The organism is Lactobacillus kefiranofaciens, assembly GCF_900103655.1.
Lineage (GTDB): Bacteria > Bacillota > Bacilli > Lactobacillales > Lactobacillaceae > Lactobacillus > Lactobacillus kefiranofaciens.
On the sequence record NZ_FMXC01000013.1, the window covers coordinates 1 to 23,398 of the forward strand.

Annotated in this window: 26 protein-coding genes, 1 pseudogene and 1 riboswitch; of the genes and pseudogenes, 14 read left to right on the forward strand and 13 right to left on the reverse strand. The window is 37.7% G+C overall.

Annotated elements, in window-relative coordinates:
- On the forward strand, nt 1-320 hold a 320-nt coding region (gene tnpA / locus BLP58_RS06095; RefSeq protein WP_074484254.1), incomplete at its 5' end, for an IS200/IS605 family transposase.
- 35 nt (nt 321-355) lie between these two features.
- Here the strand turns inward: tnpA and BLP58_RS06100 are convergent.
- The 3 genes from BLP58_RS06100 to BLP58_RS06110 all read right to left on the reverse strand — a co-directional run bounded on the left by BLP58_RS06100 (nt 356) and on the right by BLP58_RS06110 (nt 2,164).
- A complete protein-coding gene (locus BLP58_RS06100) occupies nt 356-775 on the reverse strand; it encodes a hypothetical protein (RefSeq protein ID WP_013855133.1) in 420 nt (139 codons plus the stop codon).
- Between the two features lies 1 nt (nt 776).
- A complete protein-coding gene (locus tag BLP58_RS06105; protein WP_013855132.1) occupies nt 777-1,415 on the reverse strand; it encodes an NAD(P)H-binding protein in 639 nt (212 codons plus the stop codon).
- Between the two features lie 251 nt (nt 1,416-1,666).
- Nucleotides 1,667-2,164 carry a CPBP family intramembrane glutamic endopeptidase gene (locus BLP58_RS06110; RefSeq protein WP_013855131.1) on the reverse strand — a complete coding sequence of 166 codons (498 nt, stop codon included), beginning with the start codon at nt 2,162-2,164 and terminating at the stop codon, nt 1,667-1,669.
- A gap of 314 nt (nt 2,165-2,478) precedes the next feature.
- Here BLP58_RS06110 and BLP58_RS06115 point away from each other — a divergent pair, with 314 nt between their 5' ends.
- Entirely contained in the window at nt 2,479-3,336 is an 858-nt protein-coding gene (locus BLP58_RS06115; RefSeq protein WP_013855130.1) for an IS982 family transposase, read from the forward strand.
- 478 nt (nt 3,337-3,814) lie between these two features.
- On the opposite strand, the gene BLP58_RS06125 is transcribed toward BLP58_RS06115, so the two are convergent.
- Both BLP58_RS06125 and BLP58_RS06130 read right to left on the reverse strand, forming a co-directional pair.
- A complete protein-coding gene (locus BLP58_RS06125) occupies nt 3,815-4,471 on the reverse strand; it encodes an alpha/beta fold hydrolase (RefSeq protein ID WP_056956892.1) in 657 nt (218 codons plus the stop codon).
- A gap of 12 nt (nt 4,472-4,483) precedes the next feature.
- Nucleotides 4,484-5,299, reverse strand: coding sequence for a glycosyltransferase family 2 protein (locus BLP58_RS06130; RefSeq protein WP_013855128.1), 816 nt, complete (start codon nt 5,297-5,299; stop codon nt 4,484-4,486).
- Nucleotides 5,300-5,454: 155 nt separating this feature from the next.
- Between BLP58_RS06130 and BLP58_RS06135 the strand changes: the two genes are divergently transcribed.
- Nucleotides 5,455-6,411 (forward strand): DUF1002 domain-containing protein, encoded by a 957-nt coding sequence (locus tag BLP58_RS06135; RefSeq protein ID WP_013855127.1) that lies wholly within the window; start codon nt 5,455-5,457, stop codon nt 6,409-6,411.
- A gap of 43 nt (nt 6,412-6,454) precedes the next feature.
- On the opposite strand, the gene BLP58_RS06140 is transcribed toward BLP58_RS06135, so the two are convergent.
- Complete coding sequence (locus tag BLP58_RS06140; protein ID WP_013855126.1) at nt 6,455-7,234, reverse strand: ribonuclease H family protein; 780 nt, start codon at nt 7,232-7,234, stop codon at nt 6,455-6,457.
- Nucleotides 7,235-7,330: 96 nt separating this feature from the next.
- On the opposite strand from BLP58_RS06140, the gene BLP58_RS06145 reads away from it, so the two are divergent.
- On the forward strand, nt 7,331-8,257 hold the full coding sequence (locus tag BLP58_RS06145) for an alpha/beta hydrolase (RefSeq protein ID WP_056940934.1): 927 nt from the start codon (nt 7,331-7,333) through the stop codon (nt 8,255-8,257).
- Nucleotides 8,258-8,278: 21 nt separating this feature from the next.
- Complete coding sequence (cls, locus tag BLP58_RS06150; RefSeq protein ID WP_056956894.1) at nt 8,279-9,736, forward strand: cardiolipin synthase; 1,458 nt, start codon at nt 8,279-8,281, stop codon at nt 9,734-9,736.
- Here the strand turns inward: cls and BLP58_RS06155 are convergent.
- Nucleotides 9,731-10,210: a hypothetical protein gene (locus tag BLP58_RS06155; protein ID WP_013855124.1), complete on the reverse strand. Its 480-nt coding sequence runs from the start codon at nt 10,208-10,210 to the stop codon at nt 9,731-9,733. The two genes, cls and BLP58_RS06155, sit on opposite strands and share 6 nt — an antisense overlap.
- Before the next feature lie 85 nt (nt 10,211-10,295).
- On the opposite strand from BLP58_RS06155, the gene BLP58_RS06160 reads away from it, so the two are divergent.
- From BLP58_RS06160 to BLP58_RS06170, 3 genes are read left to right on the forward strand one after another with little or no spacing between them, the layout of a single operon-like run.
- Nucleotides 10,296-10,997 carry an NAD-dependent protein deacylase gene (locus tag BLP58_RS06160; protein WP_013855123.1) on the forward strand — a complete coding sequence of 234 codons (702 nt, stop codon included), beginning with the start codon at nt 10,296-10,298 and terminating at the stop codon, nt 10,995-10,997.
- A 43-nt stretch (nt 10,998-11,040) separates the two neighbouring features.
- A complete protein-coding gene (locus BLP58_RS06165; RefSeq protein ID WP_013855122.1) occupies nt 11,041-11,559 on the forward strand; it encodes a methylated-DNA--[protein]-cysteine S-methyltransferase in 519 nt (172 codons plus the stop codon).
- Nucleotides 11,546-12,331 (forward strand): TerC family protein, encoded by a 786-nt coding sequence (locus BLP58_RS06170; RefSeq protein WP_013855121.1) that lies wholly within the window; start codon nt 11,546-11,548, stop codon nt 12,329-12,331. The genes BLP58_RS06165 and BLP58_RS06170 overlap by 14 nt, the downstream gene beginning before the upstream one ends.
- Nucleotides 12,332-12,383: 52 nt before the next feature.
- Here the strand turns inward: BLP58_RS06170 and BLP58_RS06175 are convergent, their stop codons facing one another.
- A complete protein-coding gene (locus tag BLP58_RS06175; protein ID WP_013855120.1) occupies nt 12,384-12,743 on the reverse strand; it encodes a DUF488 domain-containing protein in 360 nt (119 codons plus the stop codon).
- Between the two features lie 68 nt (nt 12,744-12,811).
- Between BLP58_RS06175 and BLP58_RS06180 the strand changes: the two are divergent.
- The 3 genes and pseudogenes from BLP58_RS06180 to BLP58_RS06190 all read left to right on the forward strand — a co-directional run bounded on the left by BLP58_RS06180 (nt 12,812) and on the right by BLP58_RS06190 (nt 16,146).
- Nucleotides 12,812-13,445 (forward strand): annotated as a pseudogene (locus BLP58_RS06180) (DNA-3-methyladenine glycosylase).
- Between the two features lie 48 nt (nt 13,446-13,493).
- A riboswitch (Lysine riboswitch) is annotated at nt 13,494-13,667 on the forward strand.
- 110 nt (nt 13,668-13,777) lie between these two features.
- Nucleotides 13,778-15,391, forward strand: coding sequence for an ABC transporter substrate-binding protein/permease (locus BLP58_RS06185; RefSeq protein ID WP_013855118.1), 1,614 nt, complete (start codon nt 13,778-13,780; stop codon nt 15,389-15,391).
- Nucleotides 15,391-16,146: an amino acid ABC transporter ATP-binding protein gene (locus tag BLP58_RS06190; RefSeq protein WP_013855117.1), complete on the forward strand. Its 756-nt coding sequence runs from the start codon at nt 15,391-15,393 to the stop codon at nt 16,144-16,146. The genes BLP58_RS06185 and BLP58_RS06190 overlap by 1 nt, the downstream gene beginning before the upstream one ends.
- A gap of 159 nt (nt 16,147-16,305) precedes the next feature.
- Here BLP58_RS06190 and BLP58_RS06195 read toward each other — a convergent pair whose 3' ends face one another.
- The 5 genes from BLP58_RS06195 to BLP58_RS06210 form a co-directional block, all read right to left on the reverse strand.
- Entirely contained in the window at nt 16,306-17,226 is a 921-nt protein-coding gene (locus BLP58_RS06195; protein WP_143000324.1) for an HNH endonuclease, read from the reverse strand.
- The gene (locus BLP58_RS06200) at nt 17,227-17,871 is read right to left on the reverse strand and encodes a YfbR-like 5'-deoxynucleotidase (RefSeq protein ID WP_013855115.1); all 645 of its coding nucleotides are present in this window, start codon (nt 17,869-17,871) and stop codon (nt 17,227-17,229) included. It lies immediately after the preceding gene.
- A 154-nt stretch (nt 17,872-18,025) separates the two neighbouring features.
- The gene (locus BLP58_RS11910; RefSeq protein ID WP_003548644.1) at nt 18,026-18,166 is read right to left on the reverse strand and encodes a hypothetical protein; all 141 of its coding nucleotides are present in this window, start codon (nt 18,164-18,166) and stop codon (nt 18,026-18,028) included.
- A 70-nt stretch (nt 18,167-18,236) separates the two neighbouring features.
- Nucleotides 18,237-20,027 carry a glycerophosphoryl diester phosphodiesterase membrane domain-containing protein gene (locus BLP58_RS06205; protein WP_013855114.1) on the reverse strand — a complete coding sequence of 597 codons (1,791 nt, stop codon included), beginning with the start codon at nt 20,025-20,027 and terminating at the stop codon, nt 18,237-18,239.
- Between the two features lie 78 nt (nt 20,028-20,105).
- Nucleotides 20,106-20,507 carry an iron-sulfur cluster biosynthesis family protein gene (locus BLP58_RS06210; protein ID WP_013855113.1) on the reverse strand — a complete coding sequence of 134 codons (402 nt, stop codon included), beginning with the start codon at nt 20,505-20,507 and terminating at the stop codon, nt 20,106-20,108.
- A 186-nt stretch (nt 20,508-20,693) separates the two neighbouring features.
- Between BLP58_RS06210 and BLP58_RS06215 the strand changes: the two genes are divergently transcribed.
- The 3 genes from BLP58_RS06215 (at nt 20,694) to htpX (ending at nt 23,371) form a co-directional block, all read left to right on the forward strand.
- Complete coding sequence (locus BLP58_RS06215) at nt 20,694-21,800, forward strand: SLC13 family permease (RefSeq protein ID WP_013855112.1); 1,107 nt, start codon at nt 20,694-20,696, stop codon at nt 21,798-21,800.
- Nucleotides 21,801-21,902: 102 nt separating this feature from the next.
- Nucleotides 21,903-22,463 (forward strand): LemA family protein, encoded by a 561-nt coding sequence (locus BLP58_RS06220; protein WP_013855111.1) that lies wholly within the window; start codon nt 21,903-21,905, stop codon nt 22,461-22,463.
- An 11-nt stretch (nt 22,464-22,474) separates the two neighbouring features.
- Nucleotides 22,475-23,371: a zinc metalloprotease HtpX gene (gene htpX, locus BLP58_RS06225; RefSeq protein WP_013855110.1), complete on the forward strand. Its 897-nt coding sequence runs from the start codon at nt 22,475-22,477 to the stop codon at nt 23,369-23,371.
- Nucleotides 23,372-23,398: the final 27 nt, after the last annotated feature.

Below are 23,398 nucleotides of genomic sequence, written 5' to 3' on the forward strand. Positions count from 1 at the left end.
TCAAACAAACAGCTAAAGATAATCAAATCAAAATTGAAAAAATGGAAGTAATGCCTGAACATATTCATTTGCTTATTAGCTTTAGACCATCAAAATCAGGCTCAAGCGTAGTCAAAGCACTCAAGGGAAGAAGCGGCTTTTTATTCTTCAAGAATCATCCTGAAATTAAGCAAAACAAGATGTGGGGTGGGCATTTATGGTCACCCAGCTATTACTTTGGCAGCGTAGGAAATATGTCTAAAGAAGTAGTAGAAAAGTACATCAACGATCAAATCTACAATGCCGTTAAAGACGGCGAGCCCTATCCATCCCCGCATTAAAATACGAGGATTTCCGGGCGATTTTCATTAAAACCTTATCTTAATCTATTCGTCTTCACTAGATACAGCAAAACCAAACCGCCGATCATGGCTAATTCCGGTACCACGAGATAAGCTAGCCCCTTATGTGGTAACAAGTACAACAAACAAATTGCAGCCACTAATAACGAGACTGCCATATCTGTCCACTCGATCATGTGATATTCTCTTGTAATCCAGCTAATCACCAACATGATAATTCCTAAAACAATTAAAATAATAGCAACAAAAATTATCATCGATGAAGCCGTAAAATCGTGCCAAACAGGAATTGTCCCTAGTAAAAAAATGATGCCAAAGATAATAGCAGTTAGCCCGGCATTAAAGAGGCTGAACTTTTCTCTTCTACCTTCAAAGGCAACAAAAATCGCTGCTAATGCTATTCCCCAGTTAATTACTAAAATCGTTAAATGCATTTTAATACCAGCTTGGCTTGTCTCCTTCAGTACCTGGCTTGCCTAAACCAATTGATTCGCCAACATCTTCCTTAGGATTCTTGATCAAATAGTAAACGTAGGCAGCAACAGACTTGCGTGATACCTCAGTATCCTTGATTGGTTCACCCTTCTTAGACTTTTCGTAGTCAACTTCATCCTTATTGTCCATCCAAGTTGGACGAATAATTGTGTAGTCTAAGCCAGATTCTTCAATTCTCTTAGCTGCTTTAGCATATTCAGTAATGTAGTCGCCTAAAGTTTCCTTATTCCATTCACCAAACTTGCCAGGAACTTCGTTATAAATGCCTAAAGTTGAAATCCAAATCAATCGCTTAACATGGGTATTTTTCATTGCTTCAATAGTTGCTTCGGCTTCCAAGTCAATATCATCTTTACCGCCCAAGTTGGCATAAACGATGTCTTGCCCCTTCATTGCTTTTTCAAGCTGAGCGGCATCGGTTGCACTGCCTTCAAAAATTGTAGCTTGATTTTTCTTATCTTCCATGCGTTTAGCATTGCGTAAGAATAATGAAGTTTGAACGTCTTTATCAGCAAATAAAAATCTATCTGCAATTTGGGCCACTTGACCGTGAGCACCAAGTACTACAACTTTAACCATAATTTCCTCCCTTTAATTATTGTAAAAAGTCCCCGATTAAATCTAATAGTTTACACTTATATATTTTACCACTTACCGCCTGTCTACATTAACGTACCCATACATGATAACCTAGAAGAAATCCACAAAAAAACGATCAAATAATTATAATGTTCTTACTCTAGGCGTCAATACCTTCTTTAAATTATTTTTAATTCTATTTTTTCTGTCCCCCCGTCAACATATATATAATCACAGGTAGTGCGACTAAATTAGTAACCAGCACTACCATCGTAGACATATAGAAAGCTCTCCATTCCTAGAGCATCTGAAGTCATTGCAAATATTATAAAATCCCATGTTGTATGTATTATCATAGCTAGCCATGATTTTCCTGTATATAAGTAGACAATCGCTAACAAGCAACCAAAGCTAAATACATCAATTACTTGAAATGTTGTATTCATGAAGCTCTCTTGTTCTGACAGAATATTAACATAATGATTTAAACTAAAAATTAAAGAACTTAGCAAAATAATCAATTCTACTCGCATTTTTTTGCTCTTAAATGCTAAGCCTAAAACTACTATGAAAGCATATCTCTCAAATACTTCGAGTATTCCTCCATTAATTGACGTAAGATAAACTAATGCAGAATTAGAATAAAAAAATAATGATCGTGCTGGATTTAAAACACTCAAATTCCAAACTGCTCCTTTTAAGTCTGGTGCAATTTGAATAAATGAAGCAAAAAAATCATACCAAATCAAAAAAAGCAACTAAGAAAGCAGACATAATTAATGATTTTGTTGTCCATTTCTGTTTTAAACTTACTCTTTTTTTAGTCCCCATGCCTTCAATAGCCAGTAGAGAAATACAATAAATGAGGCTGCAAAAACAAGACTACTTTTTTCAATAGAACTTATCAATATACTATTTTTATCTATAGGATAATTAATTAAGAAGCAAATAATTATATATTACTACACGCGTGGTGCTAGTTAAATCGTTTTAGTTAAATAAAAAGTCCAATCTTGTTAGACTCGACTTGTAAATAGTAATAATAGAAAAGAGTCTGACTCGATTGAACTACCTCAAGCTTAAGCGTTTTTCTCACCATTTACAAGTTAGTTTTAGTCGTTTGAATATGATTTGTCGTTCCTGGTACAAGCTGTATGCACCGGATTCTTTGAAGCATCGCAGAAATACTGATCAGACCAAGATATCTGATAGTTCTATACTGGCTATGCTTATCTGGCAAGCAGAATTAGGAATCGAATCTCAAAGAAGATTCTGTAAATTCTTTGTAGGATTATCCCATTCAAGATTTAATCGCAGATCTCGTCAACTTTTACCACTGATTTACTTGATTCGTCATGTTCTGAACCAAGAAGTAGATCTGTCAGGCAAAATATTGATTATTGATAGTTTTCCTGTTCCGGTCTGTCATCCTGTTCGCAATTATCGCGTTAAAATCTTTCACGATATGGCTGATATTGGATACAAAGCAACGAAAAAAGTCTACTATTATGGCTTTAAGGTTCATGCCATTGTAAGTGATGACGGCTACTTGCTTGATTACGCAGTAACTAAAGCATCAGTGCATGATGCCAAGGAAACTACAGAACTGATGGCCAATGCCCATCCTGTTAACCATTATCTTTTAGGTGATGAAGGCTACCTCGGCAAAGATTTAGCTTTCAAGTTAAAACAAATGGGCTATAAACTTTGGACACCATACCGCAAAAACACGCAAGGCGCCAAAGAGCACAATGATCATCAGCTAATGGCTATCAGAAGAACAATCGAGAGCGATTTCTCCTTGCTTAGCTATTACAACGCTGAAAATAATCGTGCTCGGAGTCTAACAGGTTTTCAGGAACGGCTTGAAGTTGCAGTTTTAGCTTACAATATGGCGTATTGTCTAGAACGATTTAACTAGCACCACGCGTATTACTACTTCGATACTTATTAATCGTAATAGTCACGTTTTAATTTTACTGAAGCTAACAATAGTCAGTGGGATAAATATTAATGTAAATCCTAGTATTCTAATAATCCCAATAAAAAGATTAAAAGTTGAATAATTTTTGAATAGTATTTGAAAGGCAATTAAATACACTTTTGCAAAATCATATGGTAAAAACATTACATTAAATATTCGACTCGAACACTTAATATATTTACTTTTATTAATATTTGAAAGTAATATATATGAAGTGATTAACGAAAAAAGAACTATTCCACTACCATATTTATTTAATATTTCAATGCCTGGATCTTTAAAAGCATTAGGATAAGCATACCTGTAGTAAATCGTCAATATACTTGAAATAAAAATTTGTATTTTTAACGCTTTGGTCCACTTTGACATTATTATCCTCACAGCTTTTACAGTGATTTAGCTAGCATCACGCGTACTACTTACAAAATTCCTTAATTACATCAAGCAATTTTAAGCTTCTAACCGCGTAGCTATTATGGGTTTGATGGGGCATGATTATTAATCGTGCATTAGGCATAAACTGACTATACCACCGGACATGTTCGACCTTAACCCAATCCTTTTCCCCAACCACGCATAAGGTTGGCGTCGTGATTTTTTTCAAATCATCAACTGAGATAAATGACTCGGTTAATTCCACCCGACTATCGCGATCTAACTTAAGAAAACGGTGAAATCCTTCAGTTAAATAATGATACGGACGAATACCAGCACCATTAACAAAAACACCTGCTACAATCATTTTCTTAAAAATATTGGGATGCTTTCTAGCTAACATCATGGCTACTAAGCCACCAGCATCAAAGCCAAAGCAATAACAATCTTCAATGCCTACCTGTTTAATAAAAGCATAGACATCTTCTACTTCAGTCTGATAATGCTCGGCAATATCGCCTTCACTAAGACCATGACCACGCATATCTAGCACATAAACGGTGTAATAAAGAGAAAGTGGCGCTACGATCTTATCAAACATGCCGCCACCTAAATGATGCCCATGAAGAAGAAGCAAAGGCGTCCCTTTGCCTAATTTATGGTAATAGAATTCGACTCCATTAACTTTTTCTTTCATCAAAGTTCCCCTTTATTGCGCATCACTATCACGCAAAGCTGAACGAGTCAGTTTTTTGTGTGCTTTCTCTTCTTCATGATCTTTGAAGATCGTCTTAATAATCTTATGCCATACCCGATAATTCCCCCGGAAATTATCCGCAACTTTCTTAATATTCGGCTGGTGAATAATGCTGCCCTTGCGTTGCCAATAATGATAGTATGGCCTCTGCGTATAATAAACGCCTTTAGCTACAGAAATATACTTAACATTAAAAATCTGATCCTCTAATAAAGAAATATCACGATCAAACTTTAAATTAAATTTCTTAATAATCGCAGTTTTATAAGCCTTATTCCAGCTATAGCCTTTCATCGGTGAACCAAAAACATTGGTTAACTTAAGATAGGTCTCTCCTCGCGTTAATAAACCACCTTCGGGATGACCTACAACTCGAGCCTTCTTATCTGGATAATCAAGCCAATAACCACACGAAACTAAACTAACATCAGGATGCTCCTCAAAAGCCCTAATAAAAAACGCGGTATAGCCTGGATCAGCCCAATCATCGCCATCGTGAAAGGTGACATATGGCGTGTCGAGATACTGCATCCCCACGTTGCGTGCGCCTGATGGACCACCATTTTTTTGGGGGATTAATTTAAAATATGGAAAGCGATGGGCATAGCTCTGAGCTACTTCAACTGAATTATCAGTTGAACCATCATCGACCACGATCAACTTAAAACTCTTGTTAATTTGCTTAAGCAAAGCATCAAAAGCACGTGGCAGATATTGTGCCGTATTATAGACCGGCATAATGATAGTTAACTTAGGCACTTGTAACATAATGTCCCCCTTTGTTGCTACTTATTATACCATCTTCAAGAATTAGGGCGAATTTAAGAAAGATTTAAGGCATTGATGATTACCTTTTTATGAATTTTTAGTATAATGTTTTCTATCAAATAGAATAAACATTCGCTAAAAGAAAGAAGCAAATCATGAAAAAAACAATTACACTATTAACAGCATTTTTGCTCAGCTTAGTCGCGACATTTTCATTTACTCAGCACACAGCTTTAGCCGATGATGATACGCCAGTAGTTACCTTGGGGACATCATTAACCGATCAGCAAAAGCAAGGCACATTAAAGACCCTGACTGCTCCATTAAATGGCGGCAACTATCAAACCATTACAGTAACTGGCTCTGACTTAGTTAAATATTTGAATCCATCAGGCGATAACTTCACCACTTCTTCTGGTGTTTGGTCTAGTGCGATGATTCAAAAAACTAGTCAAGGTTCTGGGATCAACGTTAAGATTCTAGATTATAATGGCAAAGACAATATCACTACTATCACCGCCAACCAATATAAGAATGCGGCGTTAACCGCCGGAATTACTGATGCCAATATTTATGTCACTAGTGCTATTCCAATCGACGGCTCTGGTGCATTAGCTGGTGTCTATGCCGCATATGCCAAAAACGGCAATGCCTTGAACCAAAAACAAGTCAACGCGGCTCAAGACGAGATGAACACATTGAGCGGAATTACTCAAAACAATAAGAATAAAAAAGGCTATTCTGATGCCCAGTTAAACAACGCTGTTGCTGGAGCCAAGTCACAAATGGCTAAACAAGGGCAAAATATTTCCGATAGTCAAATTCGCGATATTGTTAATAACCAAATCAACATCAATCATTTGGGTGACACCATTAACAACAACCAAAAGAACCAAATTGTTAACCTTTTGATCGAAATTCGTGATTCTGGTGCACTAAAAAATGGCGATTTCAAGGGCCAAGCCTCTAAGCTTTCTAGTCAAATTCAAGATGGGGCTAAAAATATTTTCAACAAATTCAATACTCCTGAGAACCGTAACTTGTTCCAACAAATTTGGGACAGTATCGTTAACTTCTTCCAGGGATTATTCGGCGGCGTAATTTTGCGCTAACAAATAAGTCATAACTATCAAATTGATAATTATGGCTTTTTCTTTACATTTTTTGATCCATATAACGGTTCAATGCATGATCCACAAATTCATTACCGCGATTATTAGCATGGCCCTTAGTCCATTCAAACTTGCTATCAGGGAATTGCTGGAGCAGACGATCCAATTCTTGCCATTCTGGAACATTTTTTAATGGGCCATTTGAGCGCTTCCAGCCTCGTTTTTTCCAGCCAGCCAGCCAATGTTTATTAATAGCATTCAGCACGTATTGAGAATCAAGGACAAAAAGCAAATGTTGTTTATTAAAGCCAAGTTCAATCAGTTTTTTAAGAGCATTGATTAAGGCCGTTTGTTCCATTTTGTTGTTAGTTGCACCATATTCGCCACCGGCTCCATGGACCTTTTGCTCATCCCATTCAATCAGATAAGCCCACGCTGCCTTATCGGTTTTCTTCACATGCCCACCCTTAAAGACGCCTGTATTACGAGTACCGCCATCAGTATAGGTAGTTGCAAAGTAATCTTGAGGATTGCTATGGGCTTGTTTTTTGACTGCTTTTTTCTTTTTGGGTGCGACAACATCATTTTTGACATTTGTACTCTTTTGTTTAATCTTTTTAATCGCTTGCTGCAAAGTGTCCTCATCTTTTTGCAGCACTTCACCCTGCGTTTTTTCATTCCAGTCTAAATATTCTGTTGCATCCGTGATTTGCTCAAAAGACTTATATTCTGCTCCTGAAAAGCCGTCAACTTGTTTTTTAGCCTCATCCCAAGTGCGATAAATCCCAGGTTGCCGGCCCTTTTTTACTGCATAAAACTTCATATTATTACCTCAAAAATCAAAACATTATTACTCATGGTAAAATATATTTGTTATTACCTTTAATTATAAGAAAAAACTAGTAAGCAGGTGACTAAATTGTTCTTTAACTCCAAAAAATACGCGGAAGAAGCCGAGAAAAATCATCAACATGATCTCCAAGAAGAGCCCAGCATGTTCAATATGATTTCTTTAGGACTATTAGCCACCTTTGCACCAACCCGCATCTTTCTTAAACTGCATAAAAAACATATTGAAAATAAAGCCACCATCGAAAATAGTCAGCTAGAGCAGGTGCCTATTATCTACTTCCATGGCTTTCGCGGTGGAGATTACACCACTAACGTCCTAGTTCATCGAGCTCTGCACGACAAAGGCAGTAAAAAGTTCTTGAAAGTCACCGTTGATTTGCTCCGCAATTTTAAACTAGAAGGCACCTGGACCAATGACAAGAACCCTATCATTCAAGTGGCCTTTCGGCAGAGAATCGTAGGAATCTATGGTATTGACTATTACTTAAGCTTTGTTTTGCCCTTTTTAGCCCAAAAATATGGTTTCAAAAAATATATTGCCGTGGCCCATTCTCTAGCCTGTCCTTGCATCATTCGCACGGAAATGAAACATTACTTCAGCAAGTCATTTCCCCATTTAGTCAAATGTGCCCTCATCGCTGGACCTTTTGACGGCTTAACCTACCTAGGCGATATTCCCAACGTTAATGTGCTTAACGAAAATGGCCGCCCGAGCATGATGAATCCGCACTATCTATATCTACTGTTCAATCGTAGAAAATTCAATCCTAACATCTCGGTATTAAACATCTACGGCAACGTTTTAGACAATACCAACACGGATAAGTTCATCTCTGTTGTTTCTGCCAAAAGCATTCGTTATATCTTGGCTCCCAAGGCACACTTCTATCAGGAAGTCGAGATCCGGGGAAAAAACGACGCAGAACACAGCTGGATGCATGACAATCCATTCGTAATTGATATTGTTGACAAATTTCTTGAATTAAAAAAGTAAGGTTTATTTTGGAGGAAATAAATGATTTGGTGGCATGATCTCATTAGAATAATTTTTATCACAAATACGATTCTAGCCTTCTACATTGTCTTCCACCGTAGACGGTCCGTCTCCACCACTTGGGCCTGGTTAATTATTTTATTAATTTTTCCCATTATCGGAATCACCCTATATGCCTTCTTTGGCCGAGGTATTTCCCAGGAAAATATTTTTGCAATTAACAAGCAGCATCATATTGGCTTACGGAACGTGCAAAAGTCAATTGCCAAGGCCCCTAAAAAAATCAGTTCATCAGATACTTCCAACGATGCAGATATTGCTATTAATTTTTTTAACCACAATAATGAAGCACCATTAACCAAGAACAATCAAATAAAACTTTACACCGAAGGTGAGACCTTCTGTCATGACATGCTTAAAGATATGGTCCGAGCTAAGGAAACAATCAACGTTGAGTTCTACACTTTTTATAACGATAATATCGGCAATCGCGTACTGCAATTACTAATCAAAAAAGCTAAGCAAGGTGTGCAAGTGCGCGTCATCTATGATGCATGGGGGTCAATGGGCGCAACTAAAGCATGGTTTGATCAATTGCGTGACGCTGGCGGTGAAGTCTTGCCCTTCATTACCTCTAAAAATATGATCACTAGATACCGCATCAACTACCACTTGCATAGAAAAATCGTCGTGATTGACGGTCATATTTCTTGGACAGGCGGCTTCAATATTGGCGATCAATACCTTAGCAAAAAGAAAAAATTCGGCCATTGGCGTGACAGTCAAGTGCGGATTGTAGGGTCTGCATCCTTATTGCTGCAAGAACGCTTCGTGATGGATTGGAACGCTTCAATCAAGCGAACCGATCAGCTCATTCGCTTTAACTCCACGCTCTTTCCCAATCTAGATGAAGAAGATATTCACGAAGGCGACATCCCTACTCAGATTATTTCTGATGGACCAGACCGTTATAGTCCTTATTTGCGTAACGGCATGATGCGCATGATGCTATTAGCCAGAAAAAGACTCTGGATTCAGACTCCATATTTAATTCCTGATGATGCTGTTTTTGCCGTCTGGCAGACGATTGCTATGTCCGGTGTTGATGTGCGGATTATGATCCCGTGCAAACCTGATCATCCTTTTATTTATCGCGCTACCCAATGGTACGCTAACGAATTAACCCGTTGCGGTGTCAAAATCTACATCTATGATGCCGGCTTCTTGCATGCTAAAACCACTATTATTGATGACAAATTTTCAACTGTGGGGTCAATGAATCAAGATTATCGTTCTTATGATCTAAATTTCGAAGCTAATGCTGTTTTCTATGATCGCAAATTCAATCGTCAAATGGCCCATGTTTTTGAAGATGATATGAAAAAATCGCATCTGCTTACCCGAGCAGAAATAAAAAAACAAGGTCGCGCCTTACGAACCTTGCAAAGTTTTTCTCGTATGTTATCCCCAATCTTATGATTGAATCTCAACTGGAATATTTTTACCAATGTATTTTTGCAAAATAGCAACCACTTCTTGCACCGAAATACGAAAACGCATCATATAAGCTTTATTATTGCTAGTTCTAAAAATTGCCATAACTAGCGGCTTCTTAGGATTAGGCACATCAATTAGCGTGATATTAGCGATTTCATCATACTTAACCGTACGCTTGAAGTAACCAGAAACTACCATTCTCTTAGAACTAAAGCCAGAAAAGCCATCAACAATACTAATTAACAAGAATAATGCCAAGAAAACGTTAATCCCTGGATCGCCTTTTTCAATATAATTCCAGGTGAAGCCCAACCAGATAAAAATTATCGCCCAGACAATTGAGGAGACACGATAATGCCCACGAACTTCTACTTTAGCTTGCCAATACCAACTATAACAAGCATATGCCAGCATAAAAAGATTAACTATAATGTAAAAATAGGACAGATATGCCATAAAAATTCTCCTCAATAATTTTATTACTTCTCATTATAACAAAGGACTGTTCTATAATTAAAGTATGTCGATTATGGAGGCAAAAATGAAACCAGATATAAATGAATTACAAACTGATATTAAGCAAGCTAAGCATATCGTATTCTTAACAGGGGCTGGTGTTTCTACACATTCTGGAATTCCTGATTACCGCTCTAAAAATGGGATTTACAACGGGATTAAGGAAAGTCCAGAAACTATTTTAAGCGAAGACACGCTTTATCATCGACCAGAATTGTTTTACCATTTCGTCATGGACAACATGTACTTCCCCGATGCTAAACCTAATTTAATTCATCAAAAAATTGCTAAATTCTGTAATGAAAAGGGTGATCTAATCACGCAAAACATTGATCGCCTTGATTCTAAAGCTGGTAATCAACATGTAACAGAATTTCATGGTAATCTATATAATATCTATTGCACCAAGTGTCATAAGCCCGTATCTTATGAAGAATATGCCCAAAACTATTTTCATAAGGACTGCGGCGGCATCATCCGGCCAGGAATTGTTTTGTACGGTGAAGCAATTAATCCACTTGCACTAAATAATTCCGTAAATATTATGCAAAAATCTGATTTAATCATTATTTGTGGCACCAGCTTTGTTGTTTATCCATTCGCGCAATTGCTAGCTTACCGCTCACCTAACGCCAAGATCTATTCTGTTAATAAAACTGAAATTCCAACTCCTGGCGTTAAGCAAATTATCGGAGACGCGCTTGATGTATTCAACAAATTAAACTAAAATAACACAAACTACCAACTAACAGATTAGGCGGTGAAAAAACATGGCAGAGGTCTTTTATTATGATTACGTTACAATCAAGCCATGGACTTATTTCTTAACAGCTTCAGAATTCGGTTTAACTTATGTAGGGCTTAAGGGGGATGAAACTGTTTCGCCAATTTTCAGCTTTTACCCTCACCGGATGCTTGTACGTGATCCTAAAAAATTGGCACCTTATGTTCAACAATTAAAAGAATATTTTGCCGGAACAAGAAAAATTTTCGATGTCCCACTCGATATTTCTGAATTTGGAACTGAATTTCAAAGACGCGCATTATCTGTAGTAGAACATATCCCTTATGGATCAACAATTACCTATGGAGATGTAGCTACTTCACTACCCGATGCAACGTCTTCACGTTCAGTTGCTCATGCCGTAGCTTTAAATCCTGTATTAATGTTTATTCCAGATCATCGGGTCATTTTGTCTAACGATCGAGTAGGAACCTATCGTTTAGGCCAAAAAGAAAAAATTAGATTAATAGAATTAGAAAAGAGTCACTTGCATGACAATTCTTAAAATGTATGCTCCCTTTTTTGATTTAAATAATTGGGCGCATGTCTTAACCAGCGGCAAGGATTGGATGATTATTCTTACCCTAATCTTAATGGAATGTCTGCTGTCTGTTGACAATGCAGTTGTTTTAGCTGCACAGACACAGGTCTTGCCTAACAAATCGGAGAGAGAAAAATCCTTGCTATATGGACTTTGGGGGGCCTACCTTTTCCGCTTCATCGTCATCGGAATCGGAACCTACTTGATTCATTTTTGGGAAATCAAATTGGCTGGTAGTATATATTTGTTCTACTTGTCATTCAAATTTTTCTATGATCAACGTCACCCTAAGCAAGCTGCTGAAAAAGCTAAAGAAAAAGAACAACGCGAGGCAGCTCATCATAAGGGCAAAAAGAAAAAGCATGTTTTGTCATTATTCTGGCGAACGGTTATCTCAATTGAATCAATGGATATCGTTTTCTCAATTGACTCGGTTCTTGCGGCATTAGCCGTTTCAAGCAATCCAGTAGTTGTGCTAATCGGTGGAATGATCGGGATTCTTTGCATGAGAGGAGTCGCCGAAATTATCATTAAGCTGATGGATATTATTCCAGAATTACAGCCAATGGCTTACGTTTTGATTGGGATTATTGCATTGAAGCTATTACTCGCACTGCCACCACTTAAATGGGAAATGCCTAATACAGCTTTTGCGATTATTGTCTTTTCAATCTTAATTTTGACCATTCTTTTCCACTTCTGGCGTGTTAAAAAACACGGCCACAAGCATCTTTAAAAACAAATTAAGAGACTTATCTCAATCTCTTGGGATAAGTCTCTTAATTTGTTTACAATTTGCTTTCAACGTATTGCTTTAAAACCACTGCTTGGTTATGCTCTCTATTTTTTGCACCATAAAGAAAGAGGACATCACCTGTTTGCAATTTTTCTTTTACTGTTTTAATGAACTCAGGAGTAAAATCGTTGGCATTTAATTCCTTGATATATTTCTCTTTAAATTCAGGGAACTTTTCGTCTTCATGGTTAAACCATTTTCTCAATTCATTAGTAGGACCAATCTGCTTGTCCCGTTCACCTAAATCTGCCTTGATCTTGCTCATGCCACGCGGCCACATCCGATCAACTAAAATTCTGTAGCCATCGGGTTGTTCATGATCATAAATTCTGACTAATTTAATTTCTGACATTTGATCTTCCTCCCCTTTTTAGATTAGTGTATAACTACACAGTAAAAATTAAAACAAGAAAGGCATTTATGGATTACGCAGACTATTTTACTAATCGCACAACTGATAAAATTACTTGCGACTTAATTGGACGACCTCTGACTTTTGACAATGGTGAAGAAAAATTAGGTGGCTATATCGTTGAAGCGGAAGCCTACATGGGAAAACGAGACCGTGCAGCTCATTCTTATGGTGGCCGCCGCAGCTCAGCTAATGAAGGCTTGTATCGCCGTGGCGGTACTATTTACATCTATGCGCAAAGGCAATACTTCTTCTTTGATGTTGCCTGCCAAGAGGAGGAACGAACCACAAGGAGTTTTAATCCGAGCAATTCATCCCGTCTGGGGCATTGACACAATGATTAAAAATCGCAATGGCAAAAGTGGAGTTTTGTTAACCAATGGTCCTGCTAAAATGATGCAGGCCTTTGGCATCCATGATAAAAACTGGAATCTGCATTTTTTGAGTGATTCACCATTTGCAATCGACTTAAATGATCAGCATAAACGTATTGCCCGGGAAATTATTGCAGCTAAACGTGTTGGCATCAACCAATCTGATCCAACTTGGGCTAATAAAACACTACGCTACTACGTTGCTGGTAATCTCTATGTTTCCGACATGAAGAAAAGAGATTACGCTTACAATGATGGATGGGCTTGACAAATTTTAATTTTTCTTTTATTCTTTTTCATTAGTTAAATAATTTTCCAATGCAATAGAGGTTGCGACAATCACAAGATATTTCGGAGTCCGCGAAGACGCAGAAGATTATCTCAGGGTTGCCGCCGAAATGGCTCTAGTATTCGTGTACTAAGCCGTTGGGCTATAGAACAATATTCTATAGACTGTCCTGGTTAGTCCCCAGGGAGCGCTATAAGATTTGGTTTAAACACTGATGATTATAACCTCGCGCATTCTTTGGAAGAGCGAGGTTTTTATTTACGCTTTATTGTATTGGCTTTATGTTAAAACTATTTCTGGAGGTTTTACAATTGAAGTCAAGATTTAGATGGATTGCCGTATTAATGACAATCCTACTCAGTTTATTTATTGGATTCAGCTTTAACAGTCATGCGACTCAGGCTGCTAAGAAGGATTCTGGCACATTGAAAATTGGGATGGAAGCCAACTATCCTCCTTACAACTTGACTCAACCCAATAAGACTAACGGTGCCGTACCAATCGATGGCTCTCATTCTTATGCCAACGGTTACGATGTGCAAATTGCTAAGATTATCGGTAAAAGATTACATAAAAAAGTTGTCGTAGAAAAGACACAGTGGGATGGACTCCTACCTGCTTTGACCTCAGGCAAGATTGACTTAATCATCGCTGGTATGTCCCCTACTGCTGAAAGACGCAAGGCAATCAACTTCTCAGCACCATACCGTAAGAGTACCTTCGTAGTTATCACCAACAAGGCAAGCAAATATTCTAACGCTAAGAAGTTAACTGACTTCAAGGGTGCTAAGTTAACTGCTCAACAAGGTACTCTTCACTACAACTTAATCAAGCAATTAAAGGGTGCTAAGCGTGAACCTGCTATGCGTGACTTTTCAGCCATGCGCCAAAGCTTAGCTTCTGGCACTATCGATGGTTATGTAGCTGAAGATATCGAATTTGAAAGCTATCACAACGTCAACCCTAATATTATTGCCGTTAACTTGAACAAGATGGCCGGTTTCAAGGTAGACCATGATGATTCTGTAACCAGTATCGGTGTTAAGAAGGGCAATACTAAATTATTAAACGAAGTTAACGCTACTTTAAGAACTATTTCTAATAAAAAACGCGATCAATTAATGTCGCAAGCTATTAAAGAACAACCTAAAGCTGGTAACGAAACTAAGAAAGAAAACTGGTTAGTTACCACCTGGAAACAATATGGCGGCATGATTATGTCAGGTATTGGCATGACTTTACTCCTTGCTTTAGTAGGTACGATCGTTGGTTTCTTCATCGGTTTACTGGTTGGTATTGTTCGTACTATTCCTACCCCAACTACTCGTGGCAAGCGTTGGGCATTGAATGTTGTTAAATGGTTATTGTCAGTTTACGTTGAAATTTTCCGTGGTACGCCAATGATGGTTCAGGCAGCCGTAATCTACTACGGTATCGCACAATTCTGGCACTTAAACTTGAATAGAACCGTAGCTGCCCTGATCATCGTTTCAATTAACACTGGTGCTTACTTAGCCGAAGTTATCCGTGGTGGGATCATTTCTACTCCTGAAAGTCAGTTTGAAGCTGCAAGTGCTTTAGGTATGACTCACAATCAAAGAATGTGGCACATCATTTTGCCACAAGCAATCAAGAACTGTTTACCATCAATTACTAACGAATTTATCGTTAACATCAAGGATACTTCAGTATTGAGTATCATCTCAGTTTCTGAATTGTTCTTCGTTGGTACAACGATTGCCAGTCAATCATTCAAGTTCTTCCCAACTTACTTAATGATTTCAGCAATCTACTTAATTTTGACTTTCACTATTACCAGAATCTTCAACTTGATTGAAAGAAAACTGGAAGGCAACAAGAATTACAACTTGATGGCTAAACAAGTCCAAGTTGGTTCTCCAAAAGATGCGGAGGCAAATAACTAATGACTGAATCAAACGACGTAATTTTAAGTTTAAAACATATGCAAAAGTCATATGGTTCACACAAAGTTTTGAAGGATATTTCCTTTGATATTAAAAAAGGCGAAATTGTAACTATCATTGGTCCGTCCGGTGGTGGTAAATCTACTACTCTTCGCTGCATCAACTTGCTAGAAGAACCAACTGGTGGCGAGATTGATTTTCACGGTGAAAACATCTTGCATCCCAGCTACAACCGTAATACCTTCAGATCAAAGGTGGGTATGGTCTTCCAGCAATTCGACCTATTTGAAAACAAGAATGTGTTAGAGAACTGCATGATTGGTCAGGAATTAGTCTTAAAGCGTTCTAAAGACGAAGCCCGTAAGATCGCCATGGCTAACCTGAAAAAAGTTGGAATGGAACCTTTCATTAAGGCGAAGCCACAACAATTATCTGGTGGTCAACAACAACGTGTAGCTATTGCCCGGGCAATTTCAATGGATCCAGAGGTCTTGTTATTCGACGAACCAACTAGTGCCCTCGATCCTGAGATGGTTGGTGAAGTACTTGAAGTTATGCAAAAGCTAGCCACTACTGGTTTAACGATGGTAATCGTTACTCACGAAATGGGCTTTGCCAAAAGTATTTCTGATCGTGTGCTCTTCATCAGTGATGGCATAATCACCGAACAAGACTCACCTTATGAGTTATTCGATCATCCAAAGAATGAAAAGACGCAGAAGTTCTTAAGCAACTTCAGAAATAACGAATTTTAAATCATATCAAAAGCCGAGAAGTTTAATTGCTTCTCGGCTTTTTTAATTTTGCTGATTTTTAAAAACTTAATTATTTTTTGATTTCACTTTACAAAAAACGCCATTTTTTGCAAACTCAAAGTCACTTTTTACTTCAATTTACAAAAAACCGCGTAATTTTTAAATGATATCTTTATTAGCTTTAATGCGAGCTAGTTTCCAACCTGTTTCAAAATAGGTTTTCCGCGTTTCCCGCAAATCATCATAATCGCTTTGCAAACTATCAATCGCATCCTGCAGCTGCTTATTCTGCTTTCTAATCGCATTTAGTTCAGGATCATTAATTACACCCTTCAGATGAACCTGTGCAGCCAAATAGCGCCGACGATGCTTAAACTCTTCTTGCAACGTCCCCAGCGCATTTTCATACTTAACCAGCTTTTTATTAATCTTAGTAATTTGACTATTAAGCTGAATAAATAATTTATACGGCATGTCCGACTTAATCCGGTTGCATTCGGCACAGGCTAAGGTCAGATTAGTCAAATCATTATTATGGCTCAATGATACGGGATCCTTATGATCGACGCTGTGACCACGTCTACCGCAATATTGGCAGCGATATTTGTACTTAGCCCTGATGCGCTCACGATCTATAAAATTGACTTCATTTAATTGAAAATCAATTTTTAAGCCCAACTTTTCCATGTTTTGCGCAAAAGTTACATCCTGGTCAGGAATATAATCTATTTCGCCATCTTCGCTTTTGATGATAGCTAAATTCAAATCTTCCCGCTTAACCTGCTGGCGGGCAATTTCATTACCATCATAATCCTGTAAAAAGTCCTCGTATCTTTTACGAGCTTTTTTATTTTGCACAATCCAATTAGGCTTAACTGGCGCATCATCTTTTTTACCCTCATAAGTATAAAGCAGACTTTGAGCAAACGTAGCTACCGCATAATTGCTATAATCATGTGGATCTAAACCACGCATCAAACAAATATCACAAATATTGGTCAGCTTGGGATTCATCAATCCCTCTTGCTTAAAGTGCAGGGAGTCCATGCGTAAACCACATGAACTGCATAAAAATTTCACCTAATCATCCCCTAACAACAGAATGCTAAAAGCTATTCGCTGCATCTTATCCTTTCCCGCAAAATCGCCTTTAAATAAATCAGGCAAAATATGTTTAATGAAGTACTGTACGCAAACCAGATCATCAAACTTCTTGATGGTTTCTAGACTTTCCTTAAACATTTGCATATAAACCGGGTTAGGATTACCTAATTCAATTTCACCATATGCTTCATAAAGCAAATCTAATTTATCGCAGATCGACAGAATTTTGCCTTCCAAAGTATCATCTTTTGCTTCAGAGAGACGCTTTTTATAAATATCCTGAAATTCTTTAGGAATCTCATCCTTGATAAACTTCGTTGTCATCGTTTCTTCAACGTCACCAATCATCTTGCGCAATTGTGGCGTCGCATATTTAACCGGAGTCTTGATATCGCCGATGAAACGTTCAGTGTAATCATGGTTTAAGCTTTTTTCGTAAAGAGCTTTCCAGTTAACCTTTTGCTTGCCCTTTACCTCTTCAATGTCACCCATCATTTGAGCCAGTTCAGCCGTTCTAAAGCAGTGATCGGCAACTGAATGATGATGATATTTAAAGTAGCCTGGTGCACGATCAATTGACTCTAAACTGTTAAAACCTTGAATATAAGCATTTAATCCCATGATTTTTCCTCCCTAAACAATTTAATTTTTCCAAAAATTTTTACTATGTTACCAAAAATCAAATGGAACTGCAAGAAAAGATACAAAAAAGACTACTAACAAATCTAAACGATCTCCTTAGTAGTCTCCTTGTTTTTACTTTTTTAAAACGAAATTACTTATTTTCGTCTTTTGCGGCCTTGTTCAAGAAAGCAACAACTGCTGCTACGTGAGCAACACGCTTCTTTGCGTTTCTCTTGTTCTTAGGTCTTTGGTTTGGTTCACAACCAGTGTTGTAATTTTCACCTTTACGCATAGTACTATACTTCCTTTCAGATTTTCGAAAATCTAGTATAGTTTACCATGCTCACCACTCAAGATCAAGTCTAGGCTTCAAGATCATTAGGCATGCGAGCAACTATGATGTAATTCAAAATTCGGTTGGCATAACTAGAATCATCTTGGAACTGTTTAATTGTCTTTTTAGCCAAACTAACTTTATCAGTAATCAAGCCATCAACTTGTTCATACATCATCTTCATCATCAATTTTTCATCATTAATGGTCCAAGCATAAACAGGATGATCTTGCAGGTGTGCCTGCCAAATAAAATCGGAATTCAGAGTTGAATATTCCATTGAATAGCCATCAGCTACGCTACGCGGATAAGTAAAATTATAAGGTTGAATATATAATACGAATAAACGCGGATTGATTTCGTGTAAGCCTTCAATCACCCGATAGTCGAGAGATTGAACTTGGTATTTGTTCTTGATAATCGTTTGACCATACTTTTGATTAAAGCGCTCAAGCATCGTCTTGGAATCTTGCGGCGTAGTCTTAATCTCTATCAGCAATTTTTGGTTAAGACGTTGAGCCTCTTTTAAGTAGTTATCGAAACTAACCAGTTTAGCCTCATGTCCATCCTCTTTAGCCGTTAATTTAGTCAATTGCTTCAAAGTTAACTCACTTGGCGTCTTGTTCACTCCGGTTAGCTTTTGCAAATTATCATCGTGAACTACAATAAATTGCTTGTCTCTAGTCTCATGCAGATCAATTTCTACATAATCTGGCTTCTCTTTGGCCGTCTTTCTTAATGATTCGAGAGTGTTTTGCACGCCATTCTTGTCATCAACGCCGCGATGGGAAATAACTACAGGAGCATGACTATTTACTCCAACTAGGTACAAAATATTGGTTACTACTGATGTGACAACAATTAACCCAAATACGACAGCTGTGAAAGTCTTTAAGATCTTACCCGCAGGCATTTTTTCTGTTGCCTCATTGATTGGCGTAATTTTTAATGGAGCAAAAATAATTAATAAACTGATGACACTCGCCCAAATAAAGACTAGTTCACTGCCAATTTGGATTAGCGACAAGTTAATAATTGCTAGCACTAAAGCAGGATATTTCCCAGGTAACAAATCCCAACCTAATTGCAAGCCATAAACGGCTAAATAAAAAATGGCTAAAATTGCGGAAACAAATATCCCAATGATAATTAGGCGCAGAATAATCGCCCACCATTTGGCATTCTTGGTTAATTGCCAGCTCTTTTTCATAGCAGTTCTAGTCTTCTTTTGCCCAAATACCATTAGTGGCAACGTAAAAATTAGCCTAATGCCAAATAGCAAAACAACTGCATAAAATACGATCAGAATCGTTAATAAAATTGGGGTTCTAGTCATATAATCCAAAATAAATTCTGGGATTTGAATTTTGGCTAACAGTGGCGTGCGAAATACAATATCGGCAAAAGGCACAACTAATAAGAAATACAGTCCTAAAAGCAGCAATGAGCCAAAACGGATCTTCTTTACGTTTGCCCACGTTTCTTTAAAGCTGCCTTTGAAGGTGAAATTCTCGCTATAGATCGCGCGCACCCCATGCAATAAATAAGCAAATTGCGCGTAAATTACTACTAGCAAAAGCAATAGCTCAATAATTAAGATTACGAAAACCAAAGTATGCGTAGTAATGATCGTCACTACATTTTGATACGAAACAAACGGGATTGCGCTTGCCTGCAAGACAAAAGTGGTAACGTAACGAAAGAGCGGAATGACTATAAATTGGTTAATTAAATTCAAGCTCAGAAAAAGCATCAAATATTGTAGCCAATGTCGCGTGAATTCTCGCGTGTATGCTTTAAGTTCTTTAAAAATCGACATATTTTTTCTCCTTATTACCTTCTTATTTTAAACTAAAAAAGACGAGGAAATACCTCGCCTTGCTTATTATTCATTTTTTTAGCATTGACCGCCATTTTTAAGATCATCTGCAGTAACTTCTTCTGGTCGATATTGACTAACCGTCATCCCGCCATCGATAATTCCACTGTCAGAAGACAAACTTAAAGTAGAATTACGAGCATTAACTACCAATCCTGGTTCAAAGTAGGTTGTCTCTGCTGGTGCAGTATATAGATCTAGCCCTGCGTTGTTTTCCATCTTGATGTCATATTTAGGATCTTTTTGAGACAAAACTACAAATTGAAAACTGTCGCCAATTGTGCAGGTGCCGCCTTTTTTAGAATATTTAGTGGAACCATCATCTAACGCGAGGATGACAATTTGATGCTCTGGATCCATCTTTGCTTCAATTACTTTTTTAGCTTCTGGTTTAATGTTGATTGAAATTTGTTCTACCATGTTTATTACCTCTCAATCTTGCTTTACTTAAATATAGCATTATTTACTTTATTTTTCCACTATAAATATGCTTAAAATGTAGCTCTATCTTTATTTTTTGAAATTTATCATTGCAAGCATCACAAAAAAAGCTCAAAATGGTAAATAGGGTTTTTAGACGATTGTAATATGTGAGGGGGACCTTTTATGACCGTCTTAAAGAATATTGCTAAAGATAGAATTCTACAAATTACTGTAATTATTACTATAGTCAGTCTTTTTTTTGCGAGACCGCGGTTTGCGGACATTAACTTCCATACGTTATGGTCTGTTGCCGCAATGTTAACTATTATCCAGATCTATGCATATTTGCACGTTCTGGATGTTTTAGCGTACAAGCTAACCAGTATTGCAGATAACACGCGAAAGCTAAACATGCTGTTCACGCTTTTATCCGTAATTGCGGGGATGTTTTTAGGTAACGACATTACTGTGTTAACCTTAATCCCACTTTATTTGAACATTGCTAAACGCTATAAGCTGCCACAGATTCTGCCTGTCACCTTAATTGGCATGGGTGCCAATATCGGTGCTGCTTTTACGCCATGGGGGAATCCACACAATATTTTCTTAGTTAGTCGATTTGACGTTAGTCCGTTACTGTTTTTCAAGTGGTCTGTACCTTATCTAATTATTTCTTTGGTATTAATGTGCTTAGTTTTTTTGTTCATTCCTAAAAAAGAAATCCCAGCTCAAAAAACCGAAACTATTCAGATCAGCTGGCGACCAACGATTATTACCACAATGGTCTTTATCTTCTTCTTCTTCGGTGTGTTCAGAGTGACTAATATTGTCTGGCCACTAATAGTTGCAATTGGCTTGGCTTTAGCGATCAATCCACGCATTATGCTTAAGATTGACTATGCTCTGCTACTGACTTTCACAGGCTTCTTCATTTTTATCAGCGATATTCAACAGATGCCTGTAATCGTCAATCTTATTCACGGTACGGTTTACTCAGAAGTTTCTACTTACTTTGCCTCAATTATCTCAAGTCAAGTAATGAGCAATGTACCTTCGACTATTTTAGTTGGTAAATTTACCAATTACGCTCAAGCTTTGTTCTTAGGTTCCAATATCGGAGGCTTCGGTTCAGCGATTGGCTCAATGGCTAATATGCTAGTACTGAAGACTTTCAATCAACACGCTAGTGTCAGTCGAAAGAAGTTCTTCATTCAGTGGACAATTATGCAATTTGCGGGGCTAATTATTTTAACAGTGATTGGCTTAGGACTACTGATCTTTAGAATTTGATATTTTCTATTAAGAATGCTCAAATGGCATTCTTTTTTATTGCCTGGGAAATTTTTGTTTGTTAAAATTAAACTAATACATTATATGCAGGGAGGAAAAACAATGTCACCATTAATCTGGATTATTATTGCAATTATTGTTTTAATAATCGCCATCTATATCGTTACTTACAACGGTTTGCAAAAAGCCCGTGTTTACGTAGATGAAGCCTGGAGTCAAATTGACGTCCAATTAAAGCGGCGCAACGACTTGATTCCTAACTTAGTCGAAACGACCAAAGGTTATGCCAAGCATGAAAAAGAGACCTTAGAAGGCGTCGTTAAGTTACGTGATCAATTAGTGAATGTCCCACAAGGTGATCACCAAGAAGCCATGAAGTTGTCTAACCAAATTACTGATTCATTGAAATCAATTTTTGCGTTATCTGAGGCTTACCCAGATCTAAAAGCTAACCAGAATTTCTTAAAACTGCAAGAAGAATTAACTAATACCGAAAACAAAATTGCTTATTCTCGTCAGCTTTATAATTCAAGCGTTGCCACATATGATCAGAAGTTACTTACCTTTCCCTCAAATATCATTAGTAAAATTCATAAGTTCACCAAGGTAAATTACTTAGAAACGCCTACTGAAGAAAAAGACGTTCCTAAAGTTAAGTTCTAAGAGGTTAAATTATGCTTTACCAACAAATTGCCCGTAATAAACGGAAAACTGCCCTTATTATGGTCCTCTTTGTGGTGATTCTAACTTTAGTTGGTGCGGGAATAGGCTATTTATTTAGCAATAGTCCATGGATAGGTATCATTATTGCACTCATCGGAAGCTTGCTTTACTTGTTTATCACTTGGCGCAACCCCGCCAATATGATCATGAGCTTGAATCAAGCACAAGAAATTCAAGAAGCAGATAATCCTGAGCTATGGCATATTGTAGAAGACATGGCAATGGTAGCTAGAGTTCCCATGCCTCGAGTATTTATCATTCCCGATCCTAGTCCCAATGCTTTTGCGACTGGACGAGACCCGGAACACAGCGCGGTTGCCGTCACTCAAGGCATTCTTGAATTGATGGATCGTGAAGAGCTTGAAGGCGTTCTAGGTCACGAATTATCACATGTTCGCAACTATGATATTTTATTATCGACGATTGCCGTAGTATTAGTAGGCGTGATTTCATTCATTTCTGGTATGGCATCAAGATCGATCTGGTTTTTCGGCGGCAGCAGCGATCGCGATGATGACCGCAGTAGCAATGCCTTCGAGATGATTTTCAAGGTAATTGCAATTATCTTCGTGTTAATCTTGGGTCCTATCTCTGCATCCCTTGCGCAGATGGCCCTCTCCCGTAATCGGGAGTACCTAGCTGATGCTTCATCCGTGGAATTAACTCGTAATCCACAAGGATTAATTTCTGCTTTAAAAAAGATTGAAAATAGTCAGCCAATGAAGCGAGCTGATCGCAGCAGCGCCGGATTATACATTGAGAATCCATTCCACAACCATGGCCTATCGCACCTATTTGACACGCACCCACCTACAGAGGACCGAATTAAACGTTTAGAAAACATGTAAAAAAAGAGATCTTGCGATCTCTTTTTC

Excerpts from the sequence above, each read along its gene's own strand:
- BLP58_RS06100 (WP_013855133.1), bottom strand. The coding sequence starts at position 775 with ATGCATTTAACGATTTTAGTAATTAACTGGGGAATAGCATTAGCAGCG.
- BLP58_RS06105 (WP_013855132.1), bottom strand. The coding sequence starts at position 1,415 with ATGGTTAAAGTTGTAGTACTTGGTGCTCACGGTCAAGTGGCCCAAATT.
- BLP58_RS06125 (WP_056956892.1), bottom strand. The coding sequence starts at position 4,471 with ATGAAAGAAAAAGTTAATGGAGTCGAATTCTATTACCATAAATTAGGC.
- BLP58_RS06130 (WP_013855128.1), bottom strand. The coding sequence starts at position 5,299 with ATGTTACAAGTGCCTAAGTTAACTATCATTATGCCGGTCTATAATACG.
- BLP58_RS06135 (WP_013855127.1), top strand. The coding sequence starts at position 5,455 with ATGAAAAAAACAATTACACTATTAACAGCATTTTTGCTCAGCTTAGTC.
- BLP58_RS06140 (WP_013855126.1), bottom strand. The coding sequence starts at position 7,234 with ATGAAGTTTTATGCAGTAAAAAAGGGCCGGCAACCTGGGATTTATCGC.
- cls (WP_056956894.1), top strand. The coding sequence starts at position 8,279 with ATGATTTGGTGGCATGATCTCATTAGAATAATTTTTATCACAAATACG.
- BLP58_RS06155 (WP_013855124.1), bottom strand. The coding sequence starts at position 10,210 with ATGGCATATCTGTCCTATTTTTACATTATAGTTAATCTTTTTATGCTG.
- BLP58_RS06160 (WP_013855123.1), top strand. The coding sequence starts at position 10,296 with ATGAAACCAGATATAAATGAATTACAAACTGATATTAAGCAAGCTAAG.
- BLP58_RS06165 (WP_013855122.1), top strand. The coding sequence starts at position 11,041 with ATGGCAGAGGTCTTTTATTATGATTACGTTACAATCAAGCCATGGACT.
- BLP58_RS06170 (WP_013855121.1), top strand. The coding sequence starts at position 11,546 with ATGACAATTCTTAAAATGTATGCTCCCTTTTTTGATTTAAATAATTGG.
- BLP58_RS06175 (WP_013855120.1), bottom strand. The coding sequence starts at position 12,743 with ATGTCAGAAATTAAATTAGTCAGAATTTATGATCATGAACAACCCGAT.
- BLP58_RS06190 (WP_013855117.1), top strand. The coding sequence starts at position 15,391 with ATGACTGAATCAAACGACGTAATTTTAAGTTTAAAACATATGCAAAAG.
- BLP58_RS06200 (WP_013855115.1), bottom strand. The coding sequence starts at position 17,871 with ATGGGATTAAATGCTTATATTCAAGGTTTTAACAGTTTAGAGTCAATT.
- BLP58_RS11910 (WP_003548644.1), bottom strand. The coding sequence starts at position 18,166 with ATGCGTAAAGGTGAAAATTACAACACTGGTTGTGAACCAAACCAAAGA.
- BLP58_RS06205 (WP_013855114.1), bottom strand. The coding sequence starts at position 20,027 with ATGTCGATTTTTAAAGAACTTAAAGCATACACGCGAGAATTCACGCGA.
- BLP58_RS06210 (WP_013855113.1), bottom strand. The coding sequence starts at position 20,507 with ATGGTAGAACAAATTTCAATCAACATTAAACCAGAAGCTAAAAAAGTA.
- BLP58_RS06215 (WP_013855112.1), top strand. The coding sequence starts at position 20,694 with ATGACCGTCTTAAAGAATATTGCTAAAGATAGAATTCTACAAATTACT.
- BLP58_RS06220 (WP_013855111.1), top strand. The coding sequence starts at position 21,903 with ATGTCACCATTAATCTGGATTATTATTGCAATTATTGTTTTAATAATC.
- htpX (WP_013855110.1), top strand. The coding sequence starts at position 22,475 with ATGCTTTACCAACAAATTGCCCGTAATAAACGGAAAACTGCCCTTATT.